Below are 25,495 nucleotides of genomic sequence, written 5' to 3'. Positions count from 1 at the left end.
AATTATGATTGAATTTATAAACGAAACCACCGATTACCTTAAAAACAAAGGATTTGACAGTCCTGAAATAGGCATAATTCTTGGCACTGGCTTAAATCAAATTGTAAATGATATAGACGTAATACAAGAAGTTAGCTACAATCATATTCCTAATTTCCCTACAGCTTCTGTAGAATTTCATAAAGGAAAATTAATCTATGGAAGTTTAGAAGGCAAAAAGGTTGTTGTTATGCAAGGTCGATTTCATTTTTACGAAGGGTATTCACTACAAGACGTTACTTACCCTGTTAGAATTATGGAAAAACTAGGCATCCACACCTTACTTATTTCTAACGCTAGCGGCGCTATAAACTTAAACTTTAAAAAAGGGGAACTTATGCTTATAGACGACCATATAAACCTACAAGGCAATTCTCCTCTAGCTTTTAAAGGTGTTTCGCTTTTAGGCGAACGCTTTGTTGATATGAGTGAACCCTACAACACAAACATCAAAAACAAACTAAAAACCATAGCTAGTAACAAAAACATAACCCTTCATTCGGGTGTTTATACTAGCGTTATTGGCCCACAGTTAGAAACCAAAGCCGAATACCGCATGCTTAAAACTCTAGGCACCGATGCTGTTGGCATGAGTACTGTTCCTGAGGTTATTGTTGCTAATCACTTAAACCTAAAGGTGGCTGCTATTTCGGTATTAACCGATGAATGCAATCCAGAGACTCTAGAACCTGTAAATATTGAAGACATTATTGCTATGGCAAAAAAAGCAGAACCTAACTTAATAACGCTTTTTAAAGCGCTTATAAAAACACTTTAAATTTTTGTCTTTTGAAAATAAACTTCCCAAAAATTTTCCGTCGTTTACTAAGAGTTATTGTTGTTTTAGCAATACTTCATGTATTAGTATTAGTCTTTTTATACTTTAAACAAGAACGCTTTTTTTTCAACCCAAAAACATTAGACAAAACCTATGTTTTTGATTTTAAAGAACCCTTTGAAGAATTAAATATTGAAGTTGATGACAATGTGTTTTTAAACGCTTTACTTTTTAAAGCCGAAGCATCAAAAGGTGTTATTGTGTATTATCATGGAAACGCAGGAGCTATCCATGATTGGGGAAAACGTGCTCCTCTATATTTGGAAAACAATTACGATATTTTATTTGTTGATTATAGAGGTTATGGTAAAAGTGATGGAAAATACAGCAACAGCAAGCAATTATTAAATGATGCTCAAAAGGTGTATGATTTTGCAAAAACCAGATATAGCGAACAAAACATTATTACTCTAGGGTTTTCTTTAGGCAGCGGATTAGCAACCTATGTAGCCTCCAAAAACAACCCAAAAATGTTAATTATAAATGCGCCTTATTACTCTTGGAAAACATTAATTTCCGAACAAATTGCGCCACCTATTCCAGAATTTATAGTTAAATACGACATTCCTACCTACAAATTTATAAAAGAGGTGAAATGCCCTATAAAAATTTTCCACGGTAGTCGCGATTTCCTCGTTCATATCGATGAAAACTCTAAAAAACTACAAGCCATTGCTCCAGAAAATATCGATTTAACAATTATAACCGATGCCGGGCATAATGGCATACATATTACCAAGCAATATTATGACGCCTTAAAAGCACTCCTTTAAAAGAAAATTTTTACCACAAACATATCCACTACTTCAACTAGAATTAGGATAATGATAATCCATTCTAGTTTGCTGCTTTCCTTGTGATCCATAATATCTTTAAACAGCTCGAGGTTTTCCTTAATGATCTCGATGCGATCATGAATTAAATGATAACGATCCGTGAGGTCGAAAGACTGTTTTAAATCGGTATTTAATCTATTCAATTGTTCACTTTCCCATGTAATCTCTGGCGCATCGAAAATATATAGGTTTTCTGAAATCTTATTTTTAATATTAAGCGTTTTACCAATAAAGCGCTTTAGCTTATTTCCAGAGATATCCAATTTACCCTTGCGTTCTAGATAGAGCGTGTGCTTGTTGGTTTCTTCCAATAATTCCTCAGTAATTTCTGAATAGCGGTTTAACGCCACGGATTGCGAAGCATTCAATACAACTAACCGTATCATTTCGGTATCTAAATATGGTAAAATGACTTTTTCAAACGCTACTTTAAGGATGTTCTGCTGAACATCAACATGGATGGTTTCTGATATTCTTTCCTGAAAAAAATTTCTAGAAAATGGTTTTAGCTGTTTTAAAATTTCTCCTATATCATCTGTTGAGAGATTAAAAAAACCAACCATTCCATATTGAAAAATATAGATAAATTGATCTTTTGAAAATTTATAAAACAATTCGTCACTATCCGAAAACAGCAGTTCCCAATCCAACTGTTCTTTTACGCTTTTTGTATGGATAGTGCTGGCTACTTGGTAGGCAACAACCTGGTACATTATTCTTTAAAAATGGCCGATGGCTCTTTAAAACATTTAAATTCTACGGTATAATCATTAGGATCCTTTATAAAAAACGATTGGTGTTCACCTGTTTTTCCTGCTAGAAAATCTATGCTATTAGTAACAGACACATCGTTACTCTTTAGTGATGAATAAAGTTTGTTCCAATCATCTTTATTTAAGATAACACCAAAATGAAATGATGGCAGTACTTCATCACCTAAGGAATAACTCCTATAATCAAAATTAAAACGACCTGTTTTTGTAAATGTAATTTGATGGCCGTACAAATTAACATCTACCCAGTTTTGTGCAGAACGCCCAACCGATGCTTTTAAAACGTTGGTGTAAAATGTTGTGGTATCCTTAATACTAACACAAGGCAATGCAAGGTGGAATGGTGTTTTCATAGGAATGGTGTTTTTTATAAATTTAATGTATTTTTCAATACAAAAACACATTACTAAACAAAAAATAGATGGCTTTAAAACCATCTATTTTTAAAGCATAGTATCCTGTTTTCAGAAGGTTACATCTGAATTAGTTGTTATTTAAATCTGGTAATTAATCGTCGTCGTTATCCGCTTCTTCTACCTCTGGTGGCTGTACTGCTTCTGGATCATCATCTTCAAAATCATCATAGTCTTCCTCATCATAATTTTCCATAGTTACGGCTAACTTGGTACTTACTTTCACCAAATACTTGGTATCTTCTGTGGTTACTTCAACAGCTTCTACCAATTCACTTTTGGCATTTTTAAACTTGATTATTTGGTCGTCATCATATCCATCAGGATATTTTTCAACCAATAAAGCCAAAATCTCTGGTGTTAGTTTTTTAAAGTCAACAATGACGCGTTTTAAATTGTCCTTCATAATTACATATCTAATAAATAGGCGAATATTAGTGGCGCTACTATGGTAGCATCACTTTCTATAATAAATTTAGGTGTATCAATATCTAGTTTTCCCCAAGTGATTTTTTCGTTTGGCACCGCTCCAGAATACGATCCATAACTTGTGGTAGAATCGCTAATTTGACAGAAATAGCTCCAAAATGGTGTATCGGTTCGTTCCATATCTTGGTATAACATTGGCACAACACAGATAGGAAAATCTCCAGCAATGCCACCTCCAATTTGGAAAAACCCAATACCGTTTTTGGAATTATCGGTATACCAATCGGCTAAAAAGGTCATGTACTCAATTCCAGATTTCATGGTACTGGCTTTTAACTCACCTTTTAACACGTAACTTGCAAAAATGTTTCCCATTGTACTATCTTCCCAACCGGGAACCACAATTGGTAAATTCTTTTCGGCAGCGGCATACATCCACGAGTCTTTTAAATCTATTTCGTAATAATCTTCTAGCACTCCACTTAACAGCATTTTGTACATAAACTCGTGCGGAAAATAGCGTTCTCCTGCATCTTCGGCATCTTTCCATATTTTAAAAATGTGCTCTTGCAAACGTCTAAAGGCTTCTTCCTCTGGAATGCACGTATCGGTTACACGATTTAAGCCACGTTCAAGTAAATCCCATTCTTGTTTTGGGGTTAAATCGCGATAGTTGGGTACACGCTCGTAATGTGAGTGTGCTACCAAATTCATAATATCTTCTTCCAAATTAGCTCCCGTACAAGAAATAATATGTACTTTGTCTTGACGAATCATTTCGGCAAATATCTTACCCAACTCGGCCGTACTCATTGCTCCAGCTAATGATACTAGCATCTTAGAACCACTATTTAATTGATCTTCGTAAGCTTTAGCAGCATCTACCAATGCAGCAGCATTAAAATGCAAATAGTATTTTTCTATGAATTTTGATATGTGCCCTTTAGTACTCATCGTCATTAAATTTAGAAAATTTATTTATTTCGTTATTGTTGTTTTCAAAATTACTTTCATAAGTGTTTTCAATATCTTCCTCCATAAACTTATATGTTAGCATTTTATAGTATAATTTAGCCGCTAGAAAATCTGAAGATTTTTCGTTTTCATTAGGGCAAAGTTCTACAATATCGAATCCGACCACGTTTTTTTCCTCAAATACCATTTTTAAAAACTCAAGGGTTTCATACCAAAACAAACCACCAGGTTCTGGTGTTCCTGTGCTTGGTAAAATTGACGGATCTAAGGCATCCAAGTCAAAGGTGATAAACACATTATCTGTCATTTGGTCTAATGCCGAATCCATCCAAGCATCGTCTTGTGCCAGTTCGTGAGCAAAATAGGTTTTGTCGTGGTCCATAACGGTTTTTTCTATTATGTCCATTGAGCGGATTCCCACCTGAATTAAATTTGTAGTCTGGCTTGCTTCGTAAACGGCACAAGCGTGATTGCAAGCAGAGCCTTCGTATTCTTTTCGTAAATCGGCATGCGCATCGATATGTAACACTGTTAAATTATCAAAACATTCATTAAACGCGCGAATAGTACCAATGGAAATGGAATGTTCGCCTCCAAAAATGGTTACAAATTTATTACGCTTAATATAGTTTTTAGTGGCTTTATGCACGGCATTTACCATAGTTTCCGGCGAACTATTTTCGGTTACGGCATTGGCCAAAAAAACTCCTTGTTTATAAACTTCGGTTTGTGTTTCAATATCATACAACTCCATGTTTTCTGAAGCGTGCAAAAAGGCTTCTGGACCTTTATCGGCACCTTTTTGCCAAGTACTCGTACCATCGTAAGGTACTGGAATTAATACAATTTTAGAACTGTCTAATTTTGCATATTTTTCAGGGATTCCTGCGTAAGTTTTAGTTTGCATCGTAACCTAGAATTTTAAGTAAGTCTTCACTTTTTTGTTGTTCACTAAATAATGTTGTTGTTAAATTGCCATTGGCATCTTTATCTATTAAAATGTGTTTTGGAGAAGGAATTAAACAATGTTGTAATCCGCCAAAACCACCAATGGTTTCTTGGTAAGCTCCAATATTGAAAAAGCCTATATAAAGTGGCTTGTCTTTGTTGTATTTAGGCAAATAAATGGCATTCATGTGCTGCTCGCTGTTATAGTAATCGTCGCTATCACATGTCAATCCACCCAAAAGCACACGTTCATAACTATCGTTCCAACGGTTAATGGGCAACATGATAAAACGTTTGTTTATCGCCCAAGTATCTGGTAAGGTTGTAATGAATGATGAATTAATCATATTCCATTTTTCACGATCGTTTTGTTGTTTTTGATACAACACTTCGTAAATAGCGCCACCACTTTCCCCAACGGTAAAGCTTCCAAACTCGGTAAAAATGTTTGGCACGTCAACTTCGGCTTCGTCACAAGCTATTTTTATTTGATTAATGATTTCATCAACCATATACTCGTAATCAAAATCGAATGCCAATGAATTTTTAATAGGAAATCCGCCACCAATATTCAAGCTATCCAAAGTTGGGCAAATTTTCTTTAAGCTAATGTACACTTTTAAGCACTTAAGTAATTCGTTCCAATAGTAAGCATTATCACGAATACCTGTGTTGATGAAAAAGTGAAGCATTTTTAATTCTACTTTATCATTATTCTGTATTTGATTTTTGTAAAATGGCACAATGTTTTTGTAACCAATTCCTAATCTTGAGGTATAAAATTCAAATTTTGGTTCTTCTTCTGAAGCTATTCTGATCCCGACCTTAAATTTACTGTCGAGGACTTCAGACAATAAATCGATTTCTTCGTAATTATCGATAATTGGGATACAATTTTTATGGCCTTCATTAATTAATCGTGCAATATTGGTTATATATTGTGCACGTTTGAAACCATTGCAAATCACATACGTATCATCGGTAATTTTACCTTGTTGTTTTAGATTTTCCACTATGTCAATATCAAAAGCTGAAGACGTTTCAATATGAATATCATTCTTTAGTGCTTCGTTTAACACGTGCTTAAAGTGTGAACTCTTGGTACAATAACAATAGTTGTACGTTGCTGGGTAATTATGCTTTTTTATGGCAGCTGCAAACCAGCCTTTTGCGCGATTGATGTTATTGGATATTTGTGGCAGATAAGTAAATTTTAACGGCGCACCATATTCCTCGACCAATGCTTTGAGATCGATATCGTGAAATTTTAAAAACTGTCCATCGAGTGCAAACTCGTCTTGTGGAAAATAAAAAGTTTGATTGATTAAATCAATATATTTAGTATTCATTGTTTTTTTATTAAAGTTTAAAGATGAAAAATGCGTGTTAACGCAACATTATGTTAATAAAAAACAATGATTATCAAACCAACAGTTGGCGTTGGGTTGTAGGAATAAAGCCATACAAATGTTGGCTTGAGTAGTGATTTACGGAAGTTAGCTTTAAATTTCGGTTTCCCTTCTTAAGGGTTGCTTTTGGATATGACTTCCTAATTCCCAAAAGCCCAAACGTATAAACAGTGTTCACTTTGTTCAGCTAAAAAACTGATGCAAATGAAATACAAAAATTTGAATTACAATACTTTTTTTGAAAAAAAATTCAAACACACAATTACAACATCTTCAACGTATTAACCTCTTGTTTGGTTAAATGCTTCCAGTAGCCTCTTGGCAAATCTTTCTTGGTAAGATGCGCAATCGCCACGCAGTCTACTTTTATGATGTTGTAGCCTAAATGATCAAAAATATTACGGATTATAGAATTTCCGGTGTTCTTTATTTTTAGCCCAATTAGGTTTTTACTTTGACCTTCAATGTAGCTAATTTCCTCAACAACAACCTCTTTACCATCAATCTTCAGACCTTCTTCTACCTGCTTGAGGTCTTCAAATTTAAGATTTTTATCTAATTCTATTTGAAACAAGCGCGGTACGCCATTTTTAGAGTTAGTAAACTTTTTTACAACGGTATCGTCATTGGTAAACAATAACAAACCAGTTGAATTTCGTCCTAAACGGCCAATAGGTTTTATTCTAGCATTGGTGGCATTAGCCACTAAATCCATTACAGTTCTATCCTTAGCATTGCTTGTTGTTGTGGCAAACCCTTTTGGTTTGTTTAATAAAACGTATGTTTTTGGTTCTGGATTAATGCGGCGTCCATCAAAACGAACATCGTCTTCCAGTTGTACCTTGTAACCCATTTCAGTTACTACTTTTCCGTTAACAGTTACCAAACCTATAGCAATGTGTTCATCGGCTTCACGACGCGAACATATTCCTGAATTGGCAATATATTTGTTTAAGCGAATGTCTCCTGAAGACGACTTGCTTTTACTCGGTGTGTTTTTCTTTTTCATCGGAGCATTTCCACGTGCAAAGCTCTTCTCTCCGGAATTATTTCCGCCTCTGCTAGACCTATTTCCGCTATTGTGTCGTTGCCCTCTCCCTGATGGTCTTTTCTTTCCTCCTGTTCCTTGCTTTCTGCTCATTACTTATAATTTTTTTGCAAAGATATACGATAAATTATTGCTTATCGAATAAAAGTGATTTTATTAAGCACCAAACCTATATCAATCAACGGAATACTAATCACCCCTAGTACAATAATGAACCTTAAAATGTTATGTAGAATGAGGTATTGTAACTTTGAGTTTGACCGCCAAAGCATTACTACAAAAACAACCAAAAGCACAATACTTAGGTAAAAATAATAGCTCATTTTTCCTACCTGATATTGAAAAATAAGCAACAATGCGGGAAGCAGTGTCAACACGCCTAAAACAGTAAGCATTATTTTTGATACTTTTTCGCCATAAACCACAGGAATGGTTTGATAATTCTGCGCCAAATCGCCTTGAAGGTTTTCTAAGTCTTTGGTAAGCTCTCGCATGGATATTATTAAAAACAAAAACATAGCGTGCACAAAAATAACGTGCTCGAAATTCTTGTAATACACAAAAATGATAAAAAACGGCGTAATGGTTAAAATGGCCGATGTTAAATTGCCTATAAAAGGCATTTTTTTGAGTTTGTGTGAGTAAAACCAGATGGCAAAAATATAAATAGAGAAAAACACAACGGCTCTAAACGACACATAACTAGCCAAAACAACCGCTAAAAAATTCAACACAAAATAAAAAGACAGTTTCGTATTTTGACTGACCAAACGGTCTAACATAGTTTTTCTTGGCCTGTTGATTAAATCTTTTTCGGAATCGTAAAAATTATTGATAATATAACCGCCTGCAATAGTTGCCGAAGACGCCAAAACCAGCATAAGTAAGTTTACATCAAAAACTACTTCACGAACGGGTTTATAGTGTGCTAAAATGTAAATAGAGGCTAAATACTGAGCCACAGCAACAACCAAAATATTATAACCACGAATAACAGAAAACATACTAAAAAACTTAAGTAGAATATGTTTTTGTTTTCTGGTTAGCATAGATTTTAATGGGATTCTGAAACAAGTTCAGAATGACAGAAATGTGTGTTAAAAATTATAAACCACTTCCAGTTTATAACCATTTAAGGCTTTTTGGGCTTTGTTGATATCTTCTGTAAATCCTAAGATATAGCCGCCACCGCCAGAACCACAAAGTTTCAGATAATAATCGTTGGATTCCAACCCTTTCTTCCACAGTTCGTGAAACTGCTTTGGAATCATAGGCTTAAAGTGACTCAATACGACTTTAGATAATTGTTTAGTATTTTTGAATAACGACTTAACATCGCCTTTTAAGAAATCTTCCACACAAGCATCTGTATGTTTTATAAACTGGTCTTTAAGCATGTTACGGAAACCTTCTTGTTTCATATTTTCCATAAAAATACTTACCATTGGTGCGGTTTCTCCAACAACACCACTATCCAATAAAAACACAGCGCCTTTCCCATCTACCTTTTGAGATGGAATACCCGTGGCTTCAATATTATCTTTAGAATTAATAAGGATTGGCAAACTCAAATAACTATTCAATGGATCTAGTCCTGATGATTTCCCATGAAAAAAGGATTCCATTTCTGAGAAAATAGCTTTTAATTGTAATAATTTTTCTCGTGTTAAATTCTCAAGAACAGTTATTTTATCGTTAGCATATTTATCGTAAATCGCAGCAACTAATGCACCACTACTCCCTACGCCATAACCTTGCGGAATAGATGAGTCGAAGTACATTCCTTCAGCGATATCTTTAGTTAAAGTTTCTATATCAAAAGTAACCAAGTTAGTGTCTATTTGCTCTAAATAATCGGCAAAACGGCTTAATGCACTGTTAGACGCTTTGGCTTCTTCGGTATCTTTGTTGGTGACTTTTAAAGCGCCGTTATAAAAATTATACGGAATAGACAATCCTTTGGAATCTTTGATAATTCCATATTCACCAAAAAGTAGGATTTTAGAGTAAAAAAGTGGTCCTTTCATAATTAAATAGCAATCTACTATGTAAATATACGATTATTTATTCTATTTGGTTTGCTCCCAAACCAATTTGGTCACAAATATATTCACCATTTTTACAATACGCAACCAATTCGTTTTCAATAAATTCAAGAATTTGTGCTTTTTCTGACTGTGGATATAAAATATGTACATTCGCACCAGCATCCAACGTAAAACCAATATGAAGTCCTGTCTCTGTTCTAAATTTCCAAATACGGTTAATGACTTCCAAGGTGTTTGGTTTCATTAAAATGAAATACGGATTACTAGTCATCATCATGGCGTGCAAGGTTAATGCTTCGCTTTCCATAAGATTAATAAACGCATTTAAATCGCCTGTTTCTAGTATAGGCTTCAACGTTTCCATATTATCGTGCGCCTGTGCAAAACGTTCTTTGGCAAACGGATGGCCATGCATTAATTGATGGCCAACAGTACTACTCACCTGCTTTTCACCTTTATCAATTAACAAGATGGTATCTTGATAGTTTTTAAAATTGTCGTGGACTTTGTACGGATATTTTATACCAAACAAATCGCTGCTATTTTCTATACTTTTTGTTGCTCCCCAAACAATTAAATTGCCTTCTATACTTCTACAAGCAGAACCAGAACCCAAACGCGCCAAAAACGATGTTTTTTGATTAAAAAACGTATTTGACATTTCGCTATTAAACAGTCTTTCAATACGCATTAAACACAACGCCAAAGCGCTCATCCCTGAAGCCGATGATGCAATACCAGAACTATGCGGAAAGGTGTTTTTTGTTTCAATGGTGAAATGATAGTCTTTTAAAAATGGTACGTAAACTTCTATTCGCTTAAAAAACGTTTCAATTTTAGGTTTGAAATCATCTTTTTTATCACCATCTAAAAACACATCAAATGAGAAATCTTTAGTGTCGTTTTTCTTTGTATATGTTAGTTTGGTTATGGTTTTGCATTCACTTAATGTAAAGCTTATAGAAGGATTCTCTGGAATTTGCAGATCGCGTTTTCCCCAGTATTTTATTAAAGCAATGTTGCTTGGCGATTCCCAAGTTACAGTGCCGTTTTCAACTGAATTTTTATATGGTTTGGGAATAAAATCTTGTTCGGTCATTCTTTTTAATTATTGCGACAAAGATAACAACTTTAGCATTGTTTTGTAGTTTCTTGCCGTTGCCGTGACTTTTAATTTGCGTTCAAAGAAATTGTTGTTGTATTTGGTGCGTCCATATCCTGTTGCACTATAAAAATAAATGCAGTTTTTGGTAATAACAATTTCTTCATTTTCATAAGAAATCTTAGAGACCTCATCTACCAACTCTTGGTTTGGAACCGTATATAATAACGAGAAATAACTGTTCTGTTTTTTGGTTTCAGGAAAAGGACAATCCTTAAAAATTTGTTGCAATTGTGTTGGTGTTTTCACTAAAACTGGCACCTCAAAACCAAAATGTGCTTTAATGCTATTATGAATTTCACCTTCTAATTGCTGTGTATTTTCTTCATTAGATTCAAAAATCACATTACCAGATTGAATGTAAGTTTGTACATTTTTAAAACCCGATTTTGTTAATAATTCGCGCAACTCTGCCATTGGGATTTTTTTCTGTCCGGCAACATTTATACCACGAAGTAAGGCTATATATCTCATTTCGACATTGCTTTTGAAGCCACAAACGCGCCTGTCCACGCGTTTTGAAAATTAAATCCACCGGTTACCGCATCGATATTGAGCACTTCCCCTGCAAAATATAAATTCGGAATGCATTTACTTTCAAAGGTTTTAAAATTAACTTCTTTTAAATTGACACCACCAGCGGTAACAAACTCCTCTTTAAAGGTGCTTTTCCCATCTACTTTAAAAATGGCTTGGGTTAATTGCGTAGTTAAATTTTCTAATTGCTCTTTATTTAAATCTGCCCAACGTGTGTCTGGATTAATTTTTGAGGCCAAAACCAATTGTTGCCATAACCGTTTTGGCAAGTCAAATTGTGGCGATTTAAACACTAATTTCTTCCCTAATTCTTGTTTTATTGTTTTTAACTGGTGCAAACAAGCATCAAAATCTTGTTTTATAAAATTGATTTCAATATTGAATTTATAATCCATTTTAGCCAACGTAACAGCACCAAACGCCGACAATTTTAAAATAACGGGTGCGCTCATTCCCCAATGTGTGATAAGTAATGGGCCTTCTGAAACTAAATCGGTTTCAAGGATTTTAACTTCAACATCTTGAGCCACGACACCGGGAATATCTTTAATACGCCTATCATCTATATTAAACGTAAACAACGACGGCACAGGTTTCACAATAGTGTGACCAAGTTGGGCTATCAATTTCCAAAACTTAACACTACTTCCTGTTGCTATGAGTAATTTTTCACATTGAAAAAGGTCAGACTTTGTGTTTACTTCAAAACTTGTTGGCTGCTCTTGTGGTGATATTTTTGTGACATTCTGACTATATAAAATGTCTATGTTGTGCTTTTTAACTTCGTTAATAAAGCAATCGATTATAGTTTGCGAGGAATCTGAAACGGGAAACATTCTACCATCGTCTTCAATTTTTAATGCTACACCGCGCTTTTCAAACCACTCAATCGTGTCGCCTGTCATAAATTGATGAAACGGCCCCAACAATTCTTTTTCACCTCTAGGGTAATTCTGTACCAACTCTTGCGGTATAAACTCGGCGTGTGTCACATTACATCGACCGCCACCAGAAATTTTCACCTTTTGTAAGCCTTCCTTGTTTTTTTCAAGAATACAAATGCTTAAACTTGGATTCTGTTCAGCTATGTTAATGGCTGCAAAAAAACCTGCTGCGCCGCCACCAATAATTATCACATCGTACGTTCTCATTGTATTGGTCGCATTAACCCTTCTTGTGCTACAGATGCCACTAAAACACCATCTCGTGTATAAATGTTTCCTCTAGCAAATCCTCTGGCATTAGACGTGCTTGGTGTATCCATAGAAAAAAGCATCCAATCGTTAAAATCGAAATCGCGATAATACCACATAGAATGATCTAAACTTGCCGTTTGTGTATTGCCCCAATGTGCTTTACTGGCGTGTCTATGCAAAGCAACCGCTAGAATATTATAGTCTGAAATGTAAGTTAATATCTGTTGTTTTGTTTCTAAATTGTAGTTGGACGCATCTCCTTTTACCTTAAACCAAACATCCATATAAGGCGGCAAATCTTTCTTGTCAAAAGGATTGGCTACTTGCGTAGGTTTAAAGGATACTGGTCTTGGAATTTCTAAAAAGGTTTTGGTTTTTTGGGGTAACGTATCGCCAAATTGCTCTAGCATATCGTCCCAACTCAATAAATCTTCAGGCTGTGCAACATCGGTTTTCATATCAATTTGATGGTTATATCCTGTTTCGTTTTTATGAAACGATGCTGACAAAATAAAAATGAGCTTCCCGTTTTGGCTTGCTGTTACACGACGTACCGAAAAACTACCACCATCACGCATTACGCCAACATCGTACGTAATAGGCAGGGTTAAATCGCCAGCTTCCAAAAAATAGGAATGCATAGAATGCAACACACGGTTATTGGTAATGGTACGATAAGCGGCGTTTAAGGCTTGCGCCAAAACTTGACCGCCAAACACATTTGGACTACCAACGGTTTTGCTTACACCTTGAAAGCTTAAATCTTCAACTTGGTTTAAGTGAAGTATGTTGTATAAATCATCTATTGATGTCATTCTAAAAACTTATTTTTACAAATATATTAAGAACTGCAGGATAACATAGAACATCCTACTTTATGTCTTGCCCATTCGGGGCGTTTGGCAAACCACTTGTTGTATTTAGGTTGGTCGTTATATGGGTTTTGCAGCATTGTAAATAATTCGTCTAGTAATTTATAATCGCCTTTTTCAGCATCGTCTATAGCAAGTTGTGCCATATAATTTCGTAAGACGTATTTTGGATTTACTTGATTCATTTTTTGTTCTCTCTCATCATCTGAAAGTTGTTCTTGCTGTAATCGATTGACATATTTCGTAAACCACTTATTCCATTTTTCTTTAATGTCTTTGGAAATGGTTTCAGCATAAAAGGCTTCAGAAATTATTGAAAGTCCTTGTTCTGACTCATCTTTTTTTAATTCTGACAGCTTTCTGAAAAATATGGTCATATCGGTTTCGGTAAGCAATAAATTATCTTCCAGATTCTGAATGAGTAATTTATCTGTATTATCATCTTCAAACAGCCCTAATTTAGAGCGCATCATTTGTAAGGACTTGACATCAAAATCGGTTTTAAATTGATTTAGAATATCTTCTAATGGTTTAGCATCTTCAATTAGCGGATACAATGCATTGGCTAGTTGATACAAATTCCACAGTGCTATGTTGGGCTGATTGCCAAAACGGTAGCGTTTGTGTTGTGCGTCGGTCGTGTTTGGAGTCCAACCAAAATCGAAACCTTCCAGCCAGCCGTAAGGCCCATAATCTATGGTTAATCCTAAAATAGACATATTATCGGTATTCATAACACCGTGAACAAAACCCACGCGTTGCCAGTGGATAATCATTTCTAAAGTACGTTGAGACACTTCAGCAAAAAACTGAATATACGTTTCTTTAGATGGCTCTCCTAAATGCGAATAAAAATGCTTTATGGTATAATTGGCGAGTTGTTTTAGGGTTTTTATGTCTTGTTGTGCTGCTAGAATTTCAAAACTACCAAATCTGATAAATGTTGGTGACACGCGACAAACAATGGCACCTGGCTCATACTCGGCATTGCCGTTGTATAACATATCTCGAAGTACTTGATCTCCCGTTAACGCTAAGGACAACGCACGTGTGGTTGGCACTCCCAAATGATGCATAGCTTCGCTACACAAATATTCCCGAATGGAAGACCGCAATACGGCTAATCCATCTCCTTGTCGCGAGTAAGGTGTTTTTCCAGCGCCTTTTAACTGCAATGCCCAGCGTTGGTTATTATGTTTAATCTCAAATAAGTTGATGGCACGACCATCGCCCAACTGCCCTGCCCAATGACCGAATTGATGACCGCCATAATTCATAGCATAGGGTTTGGTATTTGGGTAAATGGTATTTCCTGATACGAGGTTTAAAAATGCTTTAGATTTTAAATCGGTTTTGGCAAAACCTAAACTTTGGGCAAATTCTGAAGAAACGTGAACCAACTTTGGGTTTGAAGTGGTTGCAGGTAACACATAAGAAAAACAGGCGCGATCTACCTTTCGGACATAATTTTCCTTAATAGAATCTGCTGGAAGTGCTTTAGTAAATGTGGTGTCTATTTTTAATTGCATTTTATCCTTTTCATTTTTTTCTTCAAAAGACATAATCATACAAAGTTAATTGTTTCATCCCAAAAAAACATTTGATAATCATTTTACTATCTTTATGTTTTCAACTTTCAATGTAGAATGCATCATAAGGCTTTTCATAAAGTATACTCTTTAAAACTAAAGTTTGCTTTGGTGTTTTTTGCCTTGCATTTTTCAACATTTTGTCTTGCTCAACTGCCAAGCTTTGACCTCACAGTAATTGTTGTTGATGAAACCTGTTCTGGAAACGGCGCTCTGCAAATGAGTGTTTCCAATACAACTAGCGGCTCAGAAATAGTCTATACACTTTATGCTTTCCCTGATATAAATACCCCAATAGCACAAACGTCTGATAATATTTTTAACAACCTAAATGCTGGAGAGTATAGAGTTATTGCCACACAGACTCTAAACGATAATGAAAATACTGCGCAACAGGACGTATCAATATCTGATTTAACAACAGAATTAGATTTTGAAATCACCCAAAGTACTGTTAATAATTGCGATACCATTGGTAGTCTTATTGTAAATGTTACATCAGGTAGCGCTATAAGTTTTGAAATTATTTCTGGCCCAGTTACAACTAATATCCAAACATCTAATGAATTTCACAATTTACCCGAAGGCACATATGTAATTAGAGTTTTTGATGATTGCAATAATGCACTTACAAAAACTTACACCCTAATATTAAACACTAACAATATTGAAATATCGGATGGTGTTATTCCTAGTATTCATAATTCCTGTACAGACATTGAACTTTCTAATAGTATTAGTTCGCCTCCTGAAAACCCCATAATCTATCCTTTAGACATTACTTATACTATTTTCCCTCCAGACGGCTCACCTACATTTACTATAACACAAACTATTACCTCTGGCGCTGAACATTATATGGATATTTTGCAGACAATTCCTCTTTATGGTGATCAAGTTTTTAATGTAGATATTTTAATTACCGACTCATGTGGTGATGAATTTAGTAATAGCAACGAAATTAATCCAAACCCTACTGTAGAGTTACTGCCTTATGATGCTTTTTGTGGGTATCATCTTAACTTAATGATTGATAACTTTATGCCACCTTATACAGTCGATTTTGTAGAAGCTCCACCTGAGTTTACCCCAAATGAATATAATAACACCTATCCAGGACCTTTCTCTGAACCTTCAATTTTCTTTCAAACTACAAATGCTTCAATCCCTTTTGGTTATTATTCTGTTTTAGTAACGGATGCCTGTGGAAATACTGCCGAATACGCTATTGTACTAGAAGAAGAACTTCCCGAACCTGATGTAGATGCCGCTAACTCTGGCTGTAGTGTAAATGGCTCAATAAATATTTCCATTCCAGATAGAGATATTGTTTCTGTTATATTCACAGCAGCACCTAACACTTACTCAAACACCTTACCCGATGATGTTTCTAGTTTTATTGAAAATGGGGTGTTTTCAATGGACAACCTTCCTAGTGGTAACTACTCTTTAACATTAATTGACGAATGCGACGGAGAACATATTATAGATACGACAGTCCCAGAATTTTCATTTAGAGAACTATCTATTATCAATAGAGCTGATTGTTCAACAGATACAGGGTCTATTAGAATTGCCAGCGGACATGGAAATATAACATCCATCACAATTACTGCAGCACCTAACAATTATAATGAAAATATACCTCACGATATTTCTCACCTTATTAATGGTCAAGGCGCCATTGTTTTAAACAATCTTCCTTCTGGAGATTATACTTTTGAAATTATTGATGAATGTGGCTTTGAATACTTTCCAAATATTTATATCAATTCATATATCAGCACACCTAACGCTTACACATTAAATAGAAACTGTGGCTCTTTTGATGTTGGAGTTTTAGACGCTGACGATTCAGTAACAAATAAAAGTTATTGGTTTCAAAAATTTTTTCCAGAAACAGGTTCTTGGGGGCATCCATACACAGAAGAATTATATACAGAAGGTGATATTCCTAATCCAGACACAGCTATTGAAATTGAAAATGAGGAAACACTTTATAATATTTTCTTAACAGGAACCTTTAGATTAATTAAAGTATTTCAATCTTATAATGACATTAACTCAGATAATTTTTGCTTAGATATTTTTAACGAGTTTGAAGTCTCTTCAGATTTAATTTTATCAGGTATATATAATTTAGGATGTGAAGGAGGCACTGGCCCTTCAGATGTTTTGGTAGATGTTGCAGGGGTTGAACCTTATAATTTTAGTATTATTTCACCTTATAGTTTTGACAATGGAGAGAATAATATTTTTTCCAATCTAGCGCCAGGCATCTACGAAATAGAAGTCGAGGATGCTTGTGGGAACATTGAAAATGCTGTAATAAACATTGAAGACCTCTTACCTGTTGTAAATATTAATACTCCGGATAATATGTTTACATGTTCAAACGAAAGTGCCTCATCCACCTTTGATTTAACAAATCAAAACTCTCAAATTCTAGGCAATCAAAATCCAGATAATTTTACCATCACTTATCATTTAAGTCAAATAGATGCCAATTCTGGAGACAACCCATTGCCAAATAATTATGTAAACACTTCAAATCCACAAATCATTTATGTTAGAGTTATTCATAACACTTTAAATGTTTGTTATGCTACCACATCATTTCAGCTAAACATAGGAACCATACCAAACTTTAATGCAGATGAAAACATCACTATATGCAATGGCAGTTTAGTTAGCCTTAATGCTATTTCTGGATATGATGCTTATGAATGGTCTACAGGTGAAACAACTCAAAATATTACCGTTAGTGAAAGTGGTACATACACTGTTTCTGTTAAGAACCTTTATGGAGACAATTTTTGCGAATCAACACAAACATTTACAGTAACGTCATCAAGTATCGCTACTATTGAAAATATTGATATCTCTGATTGGACTTCGAACAACAACACCTTCACTATAACTGTATCAGGTAGTGGCGATTATGCCTATTCAATAGATGGTATCACCTATCAAGAAGAAAACGTTTTTGTTGGTTTAGAACCTGGAGCTTATACCGTTTTTGTAAAAGATTTAAACAACTGTGGTATTATTTCGGAAGACATATCTCTTCTTAATAACCCACAATTTTTCACCCCTAATAATGATGGCTATAATGATTATTGGCAAATAAACGAGTCTCAAGCAGAACCAAATATTGAAGTCGTTGTTTTTGATAGGTATGGTAAAATACTTTCCTCCTTCAATGGAAATAGTATAGGCTGGGACGGCACCTATAATGGTAATAATATGCCCACCAATGATTATTGGTTTTTAGTAAAACGTGAAGACGGTACAACACATAAAGGACATTTTACATTAAAAAGATAAAAGCCCCTTCCGGAGCTTTTTTATTATTTCATCAAGCTTATAGCAAAACCACCGCCTTTGGCTAAATTTAAAGTAAGTTTAGAATCTTTTGTGACATTTACAGTTTCAACATCCAAATCCAACGGGTTATCATTCCAATGGGCATTTTCTCCATCTTTATAAATAGTAGCTTGATAGGTTTCAGTGTCGTTTAAAAAACTAAAATCAACCGTTATAGTTCTTGCATTTTCATCGGTAATACCGCCAACAAACCAATTACCTGTGTCACGCTCTTGTCTGGCAATGGTTACAAAATCCCCAACCTCACCATTGAGTACTTTGGTTTGTTGCCAATCCACACCAACATCTTTTATAAACTGAAGCGCTTTGGGGTTGGCTTCGTAATGTTCTAACAAATCGGCTGCCATTTGAACAGGACTGTAAATAACGACATACAACGCTAATTGCTGCGCTAAGGTTGTATTAACCTGGTTATTTGGCTTATACTTATCAAACTTTATATTAAAAATACCAGGTGTATAATCAATTGGTCCAGCCAACATACGTGTGAAAGCGACAATTGGTAAATGCTCTGGTGGATTACCGCCATCTTCTGCCCAAGCGTTGAATTCTTGTCCACGTAAGCCTTCACGAGAAATAATATTTGGATACGTTCTTCGTAAACCTGTTGCTTTTATAGGCTCGTGCGCATTTATAGCTACTTGGTACTTAGCACCATTAATTGCAGAATTGTTATGATGGTTTACCATAAATTGCCCGTGATGGTATTCTCCCTTAGGAGATAGAGTAAACACATATCCCGATTTTACGGTATGAATTCCTAAGCTTTTCATCAGCGCATAGGCCGAATCCTGCTGCTTAATATAAGTATCTACGCCTCCATAAGTTTCGTGATGCATAATTATTTCAACACCTTTTTCATTGGCATAACGTGTCACCTCATCAAGATTGTAATCGGGATAAGGCGTTACAAAGTCAAAGCCACCTTCTTCTTCTGACCACCCTGTATTCCAGCCTTCTACCAAAACACCTCCAATATTGTTTTTTGCTGAAAAATCGATATATTTTTTTACATTTTCGGTAGTCGCACCGTGTTTCCCGGAAGCCAAGTCCCAAGTCGATTTTCCTAAATGCATCTCCCACCAAACACCTGTATATTTCATTGGTGTAAACCAAGATATATCTTCTAATTTATTAGGTTCGTTTAGGTTTATAATCAATTTCGACTCGATTAATTCTGGGGCATTTTCCGCAATTTGCAGGGTACGCCAAGGTGTATGAAATGGCACCTTACGTTTAACTTTGTGCTTGGTGTTTTCGCTACCTACTAATACACTTTTTAAGTTTAAATTTTCAGTATCGACCTCTAAAGTCATCCCTGAATAATCTACCAGTGCTGCTTCGTGAAAGCTTAAATGCGTACCATCTTCACCAACCATTGTTACTGGTGTATTTACCGCATTATTTGGTATATGGGTTTGTGCCAAATTGGGATGATTACGTTTGCTTATCGCATCAATTTCCGAAAGCTTAGTCGTACTATATAAATGCTCGTAAATCTCCCAATCACCAGGAATCCAAAAGGTTTTGTAATCTTCAGTTAGATTAAATTCGGTTTGCTCTTCGGCAATTAAAGCTTCTTTAAAGTTTGGTTGCTCTGGAAATTCGTATCTAAAACCAATACCGTCGTTATACACTTTAAAAACAAGATTTACTTTTCTATTTAATTCTGAAGTTTCCTCTAATTCAACTCTCAATTCGTTGTAATGGTTCACCACATCTTCTTGTTCGCCCCAAGGCATTCGCCAAGTCTCATTAAAAGTTGATGCAGTTGAATTGATTATTTTGAAGTTATCTTTTATAGATTTAACATTCACAAAGTCAAAGCCTAAATACGATGTATCCACAATGGCTTTATTGTTGAATGCAACCAAATAGAACGGCTCACCTTGATTATTTACATTAAAATCGACCTCAATATTACCATCAGGTGAACTAGCCTGATAGCGCTTTTGTTTTGGCTTACTACAACTTGATAATACCATTGCAGCAATAAGTATAACGACTGTATGTTTCATTGTTTACTTTACTAAGATTTTATATTCCCAAGGTTGTAATGTTATTTCATTGCCTTCTAGCTTTATCGCTTGGTTAGATAAGTAATCAGTAAAATCTCCTGAAGCTTCTGGTGTAACAGTTTGTGGTTCTGCAGTAAAATTACCAACAAAAATGATTTTATCTCCTGATTTTTCACGTTTAAAAACCAAAACATTTTCATTTTCAGCATTTAATCTTTCATAAGATGCTGCTGCTTTTCCACCGTTTAAGGCTTTGTTGGTGTTCTTTAACTCACCTAGCTTTATAAGCAATTCAAAATACTCTCCTTTTGTTTTTGGAATGGAATCTTTCTCGAAGAACTTTAAACGATGATCCATATCGTATTCTTGTCCTGAATAAATCAAAGGCATTCCTGGAATAGTATAACTCAAGGCCGTAAAAATCTCTTTGTTTTCCGGCATACGTTCTTTTAAGGTTCCAGCCCAAGAGTTCTCGTCATGATTAGTAACAAAGTACATATTGATGTCATCGTCTTGTAAAGTCGAGTCGATTTTCACCATATACTCATCTAATGCTTTTACGGTTTTATGGCCTTTGGCTATATCATTAAAAATATGATGTGCTTCCCAACCGTAATGCATATCAAACCCATTTTGTAATAAATCTGGTTGCTCTGCTTCTGCCAACATAAACACAGGTTTTACAGCTTTTAACGTATCTATAGCACGTTTAAAGAAATCAACTGGAACCTTATGCGCCACGTCCATTCTATAACCATCAATATTGACGTCTTCTACCCAATATTTCATATCGGCAATCATAGCATTACGCATCTCTTGATTATCGTAGTTTAAATCGGCAACGTCTGTCCAACCCCAAGATTCTCCAGTGTCTGGATTAATAGGATCGATGATGTCGCCTGCTTCATTTTGTGTGTAATATTCAGGATGTTCTGTAATCCAAGGGTGATCCCAACCTGTGTGGTTTGGTACCCAATCGACAATAACATAAATACCGTTTTCGTGAGCTGTATCAACCAACTCTTGAAAGTCTTCCAAAGTTCCAAATTCTGGATTTATAGAACGATAATCGGATACCGAATAATAACTTCCCAGATACTTTTTACGCTCTTCTTCATCCTCAATATCGCTTGTAAACTGTCCATCGGTAGCTTTACGTTTTACTTCAGAAATTCTATTAATTGGCATTACCCAAATCACCTTTACGCCCAAATCCTTTAATACAGGAATATCTTTCGTGAAAGCATCAAAAGTGCCTTCTGGTGAATACTGACGAATATTAGCTTCGTAAATCACGGCTTGTTCTTCTACATTGGTATTAAAATCTGGCATTGTTTCCTCCTGCTTTTCTACAACAGGACTTTCTTTTTCTGTTTTTTTCTCATCTTTACAAGATGTAAAAACGGTAATAGTTACCAAAAGAGCTATTAATTTTCTCATTGTTTATAGGTTTAGTTTTAGTGTAATTGTTTTATTGTTCTTAGTATTCCAAGTGATTGGAATGTGTATTGTTTTTTTACTTGAATTGTAGCGTGCTTTTTGACGTTTACCATCAACTTTTATACGTTTTGGTTGCTTTTGAATACTGTGAACGATAAGCTCAATTTGCTTTGTTGTTGATTGATAGTTTGCACCTAACTCCGTTTCAAATTCAATTTCCAAGTTACGTTCTTTAATTTCGGCTTCAAACTGCAAGATTTCATACAGCCCTTTTTCATAAGTATTTGAAGTGAGTCCATCATCATTGTACAACTGGCTCTTAGACTTCTCTGATTTGGAATCATCAAAATAATAATGAAGTTCTAAAATGCTACCATCGTATTCCTTTGTAGATTGCATAGGTTTTGCCATTGGAAGAAAGCTTCCGCCGCGCACAAAGGTTGGAATACTCTCTTCTTTTAAATCGCAGGTTGTAGTACTTCCTCCCTTAAATTTTTCATCGGAATAAAAGTCAAACCAATTAGATAGCTTTGGAAAATAAATCTCTTGCCTTTTTTGGTCGGCTTTAAGAATTGGCGCTACCAAAATATCAGATCCCCAAAGATAGGTTTTAGAATACCCCAATAGGTCTTGATTTTTTGGTTCTTCAAAAAACAAAGGTCGCATTAAGGGCTTGCCTTGTGTATGATTTTCAAACATCATTTGGTAATTGTAAGGCAATAATTTGTAACGTAGTTCAATAGCTTGTTTGGCCAATATTTTGGCTTTTTTGCTTCTAAAAACGGGTTCGCTCGCTACTTTTTCTTGTGCGTGTGGTCTGAAAATGGGTTGAAACACACCATATTGCAACCAACGTATATAAAGCTCATCATCTAGGTTGGCTCCTGCAAAACCACCGAGATCGCTATGCATATAAGCTAACCCTTGCATTCCCATTTGCAAGGCAATTTCTGGCTGACTCTGCAAACCGCCCCAAGTTCTATTAACATCGCCAGACCAAGGCACCATTCCGTAGCGCTGTGAGCCTGAATAACCAGCACGCATTAAAATAAATGGTCGCTGATTTGGTCTAGCTTCGTGAAATGCTTCTTGTACTAATTTTGCCCAATCGTGGCCATAGATATTGTGAACCTCATTGGCAGTTCCTGTTTCGTGAACCAAGCTTGACGGATGCACTTCGGGCTCTCCCAAATCGCCCCAAATTCCAGTTACGCCGAAATTCAAAAGATTTTTATTAATGTTTTTAAACCAATTGTAACCCGATTTACTAAACACATCGACCAAACCTGTATTACCAAAGAAAAAATCGTAGGTTGCCGGATTGCCCAAGCTATCTTTTGTCAAAGCCTTATTGGCAACTGCTTCGCCCCAACGTTTAGACGTTGTTAAAATAAAAGGTTCGGTAATAAGTATGGTTTCCACATCTTGATCACGTAAGGTTTTGATCATTTGTTTGGGGTTGGGAAACGAATCTCTGTCAAATTCTAGATTACCCATAGTTCCCATCACTTCTTTTCCAAACCAATACAAATCCAAAATAATGGCATCGACAGGTATGTCTTCCTCCTTAAAATTTTTAATGGTATTAATGGTTTCTTCTTGCGAATGGTATCCAAAACGACTGGAAAAATTGCCCAAAGCCCAACGCGGCAACATAGGTTGCTTTCCTGTAAGATTAGTATAGTTATCAACTATATGATACCACGACTCTCCCACAACAACTTGATAGGTTTTTCTACCGGAAATGGTTTCGTAAGTTAGGGTATTATCTTCTTGACTATCCAAATCCAAAAAGCCAATTGGTGCGTTATCAAAATGTAGTAAATACTTATTTGATGACAAGACAATTGGCAAGGTGAAATTCATTAGTTCACTATGCGTTTCGTAACCGTAATGGGCTTTATTGTAGAGCTCCAAACGATGTCCGCGACGGTTCATCCCTAAAGCTCTGGCTCCACCACCGTATAAGATTTCTTCTGGGGTTAAATTAAAGCTTAAGGTTTCAAAATCATCTGTTTTTTGATAACCATATTGCTCTGAAGTAACTTCTTCTCCTTTATACCAATACGCTATTTTAAAAGGTTGTTTATGCGCTTTAACTTGAAAATCATCTGTACCAAACGTCAACAGTGAATCGTTTTGTTTGAATTGAATATCTGACGCAGCTTTAGATAGTACAACAGCGTGCGAATTGGGTTTTAATTGTTCGCCATTTGGAACAAAAGTTGTTTCTACAATTTCAGGTGTATAAAATTCAATTTTGTATTCGCCATCATTCATTTCAATCTTTAAAAACTCGCCATCTTGAAATTCAGCACTCACGAATTTTCTTTCAGTGACAGCTTCTGGAAACAACCAAAGTATAGCTTCTTTAAAATTTTCACGCCATAGTTTTTCGTTGTGCTTTCCTTCAGGAACGACTTTGGACGTGATGCTTTTTGACGGGAAACCATTATTTTTGAGTGTTTCGACCATCTTGTTCATATCGCGAACGGTTTGGCTTATTTCATTATAACTTGCTTTTTCACCTTCTTTTCCACCAGCTAAAAAGTACATTCTTGTGCCAGTTACTTTTGCTTTAGCTTGGGTAAAATCGAACACTTCTGGTGCGAACCAAAAGGCAGGTGAATACACCCCTACTTTTCCAAAAACTTGAGGATATTTTAAGGCCGCGTAATGCGAAATCAAACCGCCCATTGAGCTTCCAAAAATACCCGTATTACTTTTATCCGCTAATGTATTGTAATTGGTATCGATGTATGGTTTTAGCGTGTTGACTACAAACTCTAGGTAGGCGTCACCTTCGCCACCGCCATATTTTTCGTGTTCCCAAGGCGAATATTCGTCTAAGCGTTTGTCGCCGCCATTATCAATACCAACAACAATAAGCTCCATTTGTTTTTCCTTGAAGAGCTTGTTTAAGGTTTCGTCTATTTCCCATTCCCCAAAATTGGATGTTGATGCATCAAACAAGTTTTGGCCATCGTGCATATAAACGACGGGGAATGATTTTTTGGACACTTTGTAATTAGGTGGCAAATAGATCCAAACACGGCGTTTTCGATTGAGCTCTGGTATTTCAAATTCGGTTGAAATTACCGAGACATTTTTTGCTGCAGTGGATTGTGGTTGCGCATCGAAAAGATGTGTCCAACCTTTAATCTTTATCTTTAGTGTGTCGTTGGGTTTAGCAAAAGCGTAGGTTCTATTTTCTATTGCTAAACCTTTTTCGTCGCTTTCAACGGTTTCCCATGTCCCTTGGGTAAACTTAAAATTAATAGCATTTTTTTGCTCTGGAAGCGTTATTGTGTATTGTCCATTATTGTTTTTAAGTTGAAAGTCTTCATTCCCACCTGTCCAGCCTTCAAAATTACCAGAAATAAAAATAGTAGCATCCTCTGGGGTTTGCGAGGGAAGTTCTTCTACTACAATGGTGACTTGGGCATTTACTACTTGAAATAATAAGAAAAATAGTATATATTTAATTTGCTTCATACTTATATTAAGATTCCGAAACAAGTTCGGAATGACAAGTTTT

20 protein-coding genes are annotated in these 25,495 nt (G+C 35.5%); 3 read left to right on the top strand and 17 right to left on the bottom strand.

The genetic code is table 11. The annotated features are described in order from the left end of the window. Nucleotides 1–4 precede the first annotated feature (4 nt). Together EJA19_RS03345 and EJA19_RS03340 are read left to right on the top strand one after the other, a co-directional pair. Nucleotides 5–817, top strand: coding sequence for a purine-nucleoside phosphorylase (locus tag EJA19_RS03345; RefSeq protein WP_125466919.1), 813 nt, complete (start codon nucleotides 5–7; stop codon nucleotides 815–817). Nucleotides 818–828: 11 nt separating this feature from the next. Further along, nucleotides 829–1,650: an alpha/beta hydrolase gene (locus tag EJA19_RS03340; protein ID WP_125466918.1), complete on the top strand. Its 822-nt coding sequence runs from the start codon at nucleotides 829–831 to the stop codon at nucleotides 1,648–1,650. On the opposite strand, the gene EJA19_RS03335 is transcribed toward EJA19_RS03340, so the two are convergent. From EJA19_RS03335 to EJA19_RS03270, 14 genes are all read right to left on the bottom strand, one after another. Then, on the bottom strand, nucleotides 1,647–2,426 hold the full coding sequence (locus EJA19_RS03335; protein WP_125466917.1) for an RMD1 family protein: 780 nt from the start codon (nucleotides 2,424–2,426) through the stop codon (nucleotides 1,647–1,649). The genes EJA19_RS03340 and EJA19_RS03335 overlap by 4 nt on opposite strands. After that, nucleotides 2,426–2,839: a VOC family protein gene (locus EJA19_RS03330; protein ID WP_125466916.1), complete on the bottom strand. Its 414-nt coding sequence runs from the start codon at nucleotides 2,837–2,839 to the stop codon at nucleotides 2,426–2,428. The genes EJA19_RS03335 and EJA19_RS03330 overlap by 1 nt, the downstream gene beginning before the upstream one ends. A gap of 154 nt (nucleotides 2,840–2,993) precedes the next feature. Continuing rightward, complete coding sequence (locus EJA19_RS03325; RefSeq protein WP_125466915.1) at nucleotides 2,994–3,305, bottom strand: hypothetical protein; 312 nt, start codon at nucleotides 3,303–3,305, stop codon at nucleotides 2,994–2,996. 2 nt (nucleotides 3,306–3,307) lie between these two features. Then, a complete protein-coding gene (locus EJA19_RS03320; RefSeq protein ID WP_125466914.1) occupies nucleotides 3,308–4,282 on the bottom strand; it encodes a deoxyhypusine synthase family protein in 975 nt (324 codons plus the stop codon). Beyond that, a complete protein-coding gene (gene speB, locus EJA19_RS03315; protein ID WP_125466913.1) occupies nucleotides 4,272–5,210 on the bottom strand; it encodes an agmatinase in 939 nt (312 codons plus the stop codon). Before speB ends, EJA19_RS03320 begins: the two co-directional genes overlap by 11 nt. Beyond that, nucleotides 5,200–6,600 (bottom strand): arginine decarboxylase, encoded by a 1,401-nt coding sequence (locus EJA19_RS03310; protein WP_125466912.1) that lies wholly within the window; start codon nucleotides 6,598–6,600, stop codon nucleotides 5,200–5,202. Before EJA19_RS03310 ends, speB begins: the two co-directional genes overlap by 11 nt. Nucleotides 6,601–6,922: 322 nt before the next feature. Continuing rightward, nucleotides 6,923–7,801: a pseudouridine synthase gene (locus EJA19_RS03305; protein ID WP_125466911.1), complete on the bottom strand. Its 879-nt coding sequence runs from the start codon at nucleotides 7,799–7,801 to the stop codon at nucleotides 6,923–6,925. 41 nt (nucleotides 7,802–7,842) lie between these two features. Next, a complete protein-coding gene (locus tag EJA19_RS03300; protein WP_125466910.1) occupies nucleotides 7,843–8,757 on the bottom strand; it encodes a geranylgeranylglycerol-phosphate geranylgeranyltransferase in 915 nt (304 codons plus the stop codon). A 48-nt stretch (nucleotides 8,758–8,805) separates the two neighbouring features. Beyond that, a complete protein-coding gene (locus EJA19_RS03295; protein ID WP_125466909.1) occupies nucleotides 8,806–9,735 on the bottom strand; it encodes a mevalonate kinase family protein in 930 nt (309 codons plus the stop codon). 37 nt (nucleotides 9,736–9,772) lie between these two features. Beyond that, nucleotides 9,773–10,855 carry a diphosphomevalonate decarboxylase gene (mvaD, locus tag EJA19_RS03290; protein ID WP_125466908.1) on the bottom strand — a complete coding sequence of 361 codons (1,083 nt, stop codon included), beginning with the start codon at nucleotides 10,853–10,855 and terminating at the stop codon, nucleotides 9,773–9,775. Nucleotides 10,856–10,864: 9 nt separating this feature from the next. After that, entirely contained in the window at nucleotides 10,865–11,392 is a 528-nt protein-coding gene (locus tag EJA19_RS03285) for a DUF1697 domain-containing protein (protein WP_125466907.1), read from the bottom strand. Next, complete coding sequence (locus EJA19_RS03280) at nucleotides 11,389–12,606, bottom strand: BaiN/RdsA family NAD(P)/FAD-dependent oxidoreductase (protein ID WP_125466906.1); 1,218 nt, start codon at nucleotides 12,604–12,606, stop codon at nucleotides 11,389–11,391. The genes EJA19_RS03285 and EJA19_RS03280 overlap by 4 nt, the downstream gene beginning before the upstream one ends. Continuing rightward, the gene (locus EJA19_RS03275; RefSeq protein ID WP_125466905.1) at nucleotides 12,603–13,466 is read right to left on the bottom strand and encodes an acyl-CoA thioesterase; all 864 of its coding nucleotides are present in this window, start codon (nucleotides 13,464–13,466) and stop codon (nucleotides 12,603–12,605) included. The genes EJA19_RS03280 and EJA19_RS03275 overlap by 4 nt, the downstream gene beginning before the upstream one ends. A gap of 26 nt (nucleotides 13,467–13,492) precedes the next feature. Beyond that, nucleotides 13,493–15,052, bottom strand: a complete 1,560-nt coding sequence (locus tag EJA19_RS03270) for a protein adenylyltransferase SelO (protein ID WP_125467135.1) — start codon at nucleotides 15,050–15,052, stop codon at nucleotides 13,493–13,495. A 117-nt stretch (nucleotides 15,053–15,169) separates the two neighbouring features. Here EJA19_RS03270 and EJA19_RS03265 point away from each other — a divergent pair, with 117 nt between their 5' ends. Further along, nucleotides 15,170–18,439 carry a T9SS type B sorting domain-containing protein gene (locus tag EJA19_RS03265; protein ID WP_125466904.1) on the top strand — a complete coding sequence of 1,090 codons (3,270 nt, stop codon included), beginning with the start codon at nucleotides 15,170–15,172 and terminating at the stop codon, nucleotides 18,437–18,439. 23 nt (nucleotides 18,440–18,462) lie between these two features. Here the strand turns inward: EJA19_RS03265 and EJA19_RS03260 are convergent, their stop codons facing one another. Genes EJA19_RS03260 through EJA19_RS03250 form a run of 3 tightly spaced genes read right to left on the bottom strand, consistent with a single transcriptional unit; the run spans nucleotide 18,463 to nucleotide 25,452 of the window. Further along, nucleotides 18,463–20,517 carry a glycoside hydrolase family 97 protein gene (locus tag EJA19_RS03260; protein ID WP_125466903.1) on the bottom strand — a complete coding sequence of 685 codons (2,055 nt, stop codon included), beginning with the start codon at nucleotides 20,515–20,517 and terminating at the stop codon, nucleotides 18,463–18,465. Between the two features lie 3 nt (nucleotides 20,518–20,520). After that, nucleotides 20,521–21,957, bottom strand: a complete 1,437-nt coding sequence (locus EJA19_RS03255) for an alpha-amylase family glycosyl hydrolase (RefSeq protein ID WP_125466902.1) — start codon at nucleotides 21,955–21,957, stop codon at nucleotides 20,521–20,523. A gap of 3 nt (nucleotides 21,958–21,960) precedes the next feature. Next, nucleotides 21,961–25,452 carry a TIM-barrel domain-containing protein gene (locus EJA19_RS03250; RefSeq protein WP_125466901.1) on the bottom strand — a complete coding sequence of 1,164 codons (3,492 nt, stop codon included), beginning with the start codon at nucleotides 25,450–25,452 and terminating at the stop codon, nucleotides 21,961–21,963. Nucleotides 25,453–25,495: the final 43 nt, after the last annotated feature.

The organism is Mangrovimonas spongiae (assembly GCF_003944795.1).
Lineage (GTDB): Bacteria > Bacteroidota > Bacteroidia > Flavobacteriales > Flavobacteriaceae > Mangrovimonas > Mangrovimonas spongiae.
Note: the sequence above shows the minus strand (reverse complement) of the source record. Positions and strands in the feature narration are given on the sequence as shown.